This window comes from Ensifer sp. SSB1, from assembly GCF_016652895.1.
Lineage (GTDB): Bacteria > Pseudomonadota > Alphaproteobacteria > Rhizobiales > Rhizobiaceae > Ensifer.
In genome coordinates this window covers 1-4052 of sequence record NZ_JAEPRP010000314.1, presented here as the reverse complement: position 1 = coordinate 4052, position 4052 = coordinate 1, and the positions used below count along the sequence as shown (strand labels likewise).

4 protein-coding genes are annotated in these 4052 nt (G+C 60.1%); 3 read left to right on the top strand and 1 reads right to left on the bottom strand.

What is annotated here, in order from left to right; translation table 11 throughout:
* Window positions 1-104 precede the first annotated feature (104 nt).
* The 3 genes from I8N66_RS36480 (at window position 105) to I8N66_RS36470 (ending at window position 2622) form a co-directional block, all read left to right on the top strand.
* A complete protein-coding gene (locus I8N66_RS36480) occupies window positions 105-1232 on the top strand; it encodes a PqqD family peptide modification chaperone (RefSeq protein ID WP_291165265.1) in 1128 nt (375 codons plus the stop codon).
* A complete protein-coding gene (locus I8N66_RS36475; protein ID WP_291165262.1) occupies window positions 1223-2224 on the top strand; it encodes a nucleotidyltransferase family protein in 1002 nt (333 codons plus the stop codon). Before I8N66_RS36480 ends, I8N66_RS36475 begins: the two co-directional genes overlap by 10 nt.
* A 92-nt stretch (window positions 2225-2316) precedes the next feature.
* Window positions 2317-2622, top strand: a complete 306-nt coding sequence (locus tag I8N66_RS36470) for a hypothetical protein (RefSeq protein WP_291165259.1) — start codon at window positions 2317-2319, stop codon at window positions 2620-2622.
* A 175-nt stretch (window positions 2623-2797) separates the two neighbouring features.
* Here I8N66_RS36470 and I8N66_RS36465 read toward each other — a convergent pair.
* Window positions 2798-4052 (bottom strand): metallophosphoesterase (locus I8N66_RS36465; protein ID WP_291165256.1); only part of this gene is annotated, 1255 nt, incomplete at its 5' end.

The window sequence follows — 4052 nt, the reverse complement described above, 5'->3', positions numbered from 1 at the left end:
GCGGCTCGTGCGCAATCCCAAGGTCTTTGCCGGATTGGCAGGAACGCCGGCCGAGTGAGAGTGCGCGGCCGCCGGCGCCGCGCAGTAGGGAGGGGTATACGGCGATGGGAGCTTATCTGGGAATGCGCGGCGACGGTGCGTCCCCGCGTTTCGTCACTCAGGCACGACTTGTGCGGATCAGGGGGCAGAATGTTCTGTTCAGTGCGTCGCAGCACGCGATCTTTACCCTGAACGATACCGCCGCTGACATCTGGCGCCTGTTGGAGCAGGGAAAGCAGGCGGAAGCCGGCGCGCGTGGCAGCATCAACGCCCGGGATGTGCATGGACAAGTCGAAGCGGCGATAAAGGACTGGCAGCGCCTGGGCCTGATCCGGCCGCGCATCTTACCGCTCGACAGTTCCGCGCAAGGGCATGTGAGCCAGATGCTGAGCGTTGCCGGGCGCCGTATCCGCATCCTCTATCCGATGGCTCACGCCTTTCCGACGATGGCCATCTTCAGGCATCTCGAAGTCGGGGAGGGCACTCCCGACATCGTGTTCCAGTTGGTGGAGCAAGGTGACCGGCTCCATTTGTTTCGCAATGGCGACTGGCTGCTGGCGTCGGCTCCGGACGAAATGGCGACAATATTGAAAGGGGAAATGCTGAGCGATATCCTCGGCTCCGGCACCTACGAACTGGCTCTTCACGCGGCCGCGCTCTTGAAAAATGAGCGCCTTGTCCTTCTCTGCGGCGACCCGGGGGCGGGCAAGACGACCTTGACGCTGGCGTTGGCCCATGCCGGGTTCGGCTTCGCATCGGATGACGTAACGCTGCTGAAAGCCGACGGGCGCTGTGTCGGTCTTCCGTTCGCGCCCGCGGTCAAATCGGGCGCATGGCCTTTGCTGGCGGAGCGCTTCCCCGACCTCGATGCAACGCCGATCTTCCGCCGTCCGGACAAACGTCGCGTGCGCTACCCCGTACCAAGGACGGCCAACGCGGCGACCGCAAAAGCGTGGCCGGTAGGCTCTGTCGTCCTCCTCCATCGGGATCGCGCCGCGAAGCCGAGCCTGGACAAGATCGACCCGGTGGATGTTCTGCGGGGCCTGCTTGGTGGGGCGTTTGCGCCTGGCGGTGAGTTGGGTGACACCAGCTTCGATGTGCTCGCTGGCGTCATAGGGTCGGTGAAGGCCTACCGTCTGACCTATTCCGACCTGGATGAGGCGGTCACGCTGATTGAGCGGGCATGCGCATGAAGTCCGCCGCAAACCCACTCGACGCCCTGATCGCGGGGCTGCGCGGCCGCGTCGCTGACCGGCCGGACTGGCCGGCGGTGATGGCGCTGGCGAACCAAACGTTGCTCACGCCTGCCCTGTTTGCATCACTTGAACAGGCCGGTGCCATCGAGCACGTTCCGGATGATGTACGGCAGTACCTCCACTTCATTCGCGACTGCAATCGCGAACGCAACATGCGCCTGCGGTCGCAACTAAACGAAGCCATCGCCGCTCTGAACGCTATTGGCGTCGCTCCGGTTCTCTTGAAGGGGGCGGTTCCATTGTTTCTTTCCCAAACCGTTCCGGACCGGATAACCAGCGACATCGACCTGGCGGTTGCAGCGCGCGACGAGCCGTTGGCTCAAGTCTGTCTGGAAGAGCTGGGCTATGTCTGCCTCTCCGACGGTCGCGGCATGGTGCGCGACCAGGACGTGGGGGTGCTGGAGTTGCGACCGTATCGTGCGGATGGGTTTGGACGCCCGAAGCTCGTGCAGCAGGGTGAGCTCCTGGTGAAAATCCCTTCTCCACAGTCGCGTGCCCTGCACTGGATCGTGCACGATCTCCTCAAGGAAGGGGACTACTGGCGCGGAAGGATTGACCTTAGGCATATGTATGACCTGGCGCAACTGGCCGAAAGCGAACCCGTCGACTGGGCTGCGCTTCGCGGGGCGCTTCAGGGCAAAAGCGCACGCAATGCCATCGAGACGCAGTTGTTGACCCTGAACCGCTTCTTCGGGACGAGCATTCCGCGTGGCTTTGGCGAGAGCCCGACGATCAGGTTCCAGCATTGGAGACGTGTCTTTGCCTCAAGTCATCCAATTCTGGGTGCGCCTTTGCGCCTTGCCGGCAACCTGTCCTGGGGCGCAAGGCGGTTTTCACGCGTCCACGACCTGGCCCGACGGGATCCAATCCATCTGGCCCGCAGAATAACGACGGTTCTTCTGAACAAAGATCTTCGCTCGAAAATTTGAAGTATTTATACGCCTAAATCGTCATTTGAATTCTAATCTACGAAATGATAAAATATTCAAATAGTCAAAGTCCGCGCAAAAAAGGAAGTGTCATGTCGATAGATACTCAAAAAGGCGTAGATAAATCGCCAGAAAGACTTAATACGGAAGCGGAAGCGCGCCGAAGTTTTCTCATGAAGGCGGGGAAATTTGCTGCCGTAACCCCTCCGGCCATTACATTGTTGCTTGGCACCAGCCTGAGTTCGCGCGCCATTGCCAAATCCAGTGGATCTCACCCGAAATACAACCCGAAGCCGGGAAACGGGTGGGGCGACAAGAACCACGTTCACTACGGACCGCCGGGGCAACTGAAGAAATTCGTGAACCTGGAGCTCGATTTTTGGAAACACAAAAAATGATGCCCAATGAGAGAGGGCGTCCGCTCTAGGACGCAGGCAATTCGTTCGAAGCCGGCAGAAATGCCGGCTTCTTGCTATTTAAGCTTTGGAAAAAAAACAAAGCCGGCGCCCTGTCTGTCAGGGCACCGGCTTTTGCTCATCATTGCTTGGGCAAGCCACAGGCGGGGTAGTTCATTCAGACAAGCAGGCCTGACCGGACGAAGTTGTCGTCGTGGAGCTGTTCGGCACGCACGCCGAACAATGTCAGGTGGTCCGTACTGCTGAGGTTGGCGACCACGTTCGCGCCTTGGTTCGCTGCCACCTGGCGGAACTCGCTGGCGCTGTCTATGCCGAACGCCCGCAGATCGAGGAGATCGCCCGTTGCGGCGCCGGCGCGGAAGTTCAGGATCGTGTCGTTGCCGTCGCCGACCTGGAAAACGAACAGATTGTTGTTCTTGCCGCCGACCAGCGTATCGTTGCCGCGTCCACCCGTCAGCGTTGCATTGCTTCCAAGCCCCCAGAGATAGTCGGCGCCCGTGGTGCCGTTCAGCACATAGCCGCCATTGGCGATGGTCGGGACGCGGCCCGCCGGCGTTGCGATGAAGAAGGAGTCCGTGAGGGAGCTGGTCGTGGTCGTCCCGTTGAAACTGGTGACCTTGTAGAACTCGATCAGCATGCCCTGATCGGTGATCGTCACAAGGCTGGCGCCGACATTGGGGACATCGCGGCCCGCGCCGCCGAGACCGGTTGTCGTGTAGGGAAGCTGCAGCCCGTCTCCGTTATCGTCCCGGTTTTCTCGGTAGTAGTTGTGTTCGTGGCCGGCAAAGACTGCATTTACGCCCCAGGGTTCGTAGGGCCAGCGCATGGTACTCGTGCTGCCGCTCGGGTTGTAGGCCGTGTGGTGGAAATAGGCGATGTTGAAGCTCGCATTGGATGCGTCGAGCGTAGTGTGCATCCATTGGGCCTGAACTGACGTCGCATTGCGGCCGTCAGTTTCGTCCTTGTTGCTGTTGAGCGCGAAGAAGTGCACCGGGCCGATCTGGAAGTCGTAATACCGCTCGTTGTCCGGCAGCGTGAAGTAGTTCAGGTAATTGGTGAAATTGTTCTCGTTGTATTCGTGGTTGCCAAGCACGGGGAAGAAGCGATTGATGGCACTGCCGGCCCCATAGGCGCCTTGGTAATTGCCGATGTAGTCGTGGTACTGCTGGCCGATGGCTCCGTCCATTGTCTGGGGTGCATAGACGTTGTCGCCGACGGTGAGGGCAAAATCGACATTCCAGCCATGAATGAGGGCGGCGACGGCCTTTTCGCCATTGAGGCTCGTGTCACCGAAATCGCCGAACACCGCAAAGCGATAAAGCGTCTGCGGGCCGGCTTGGGCCGCAACGTTGACGGTATAGTCGTGTGACGCCGTGCTTCCATCGGATGATGTCGCCGTCACATGAAGGGCG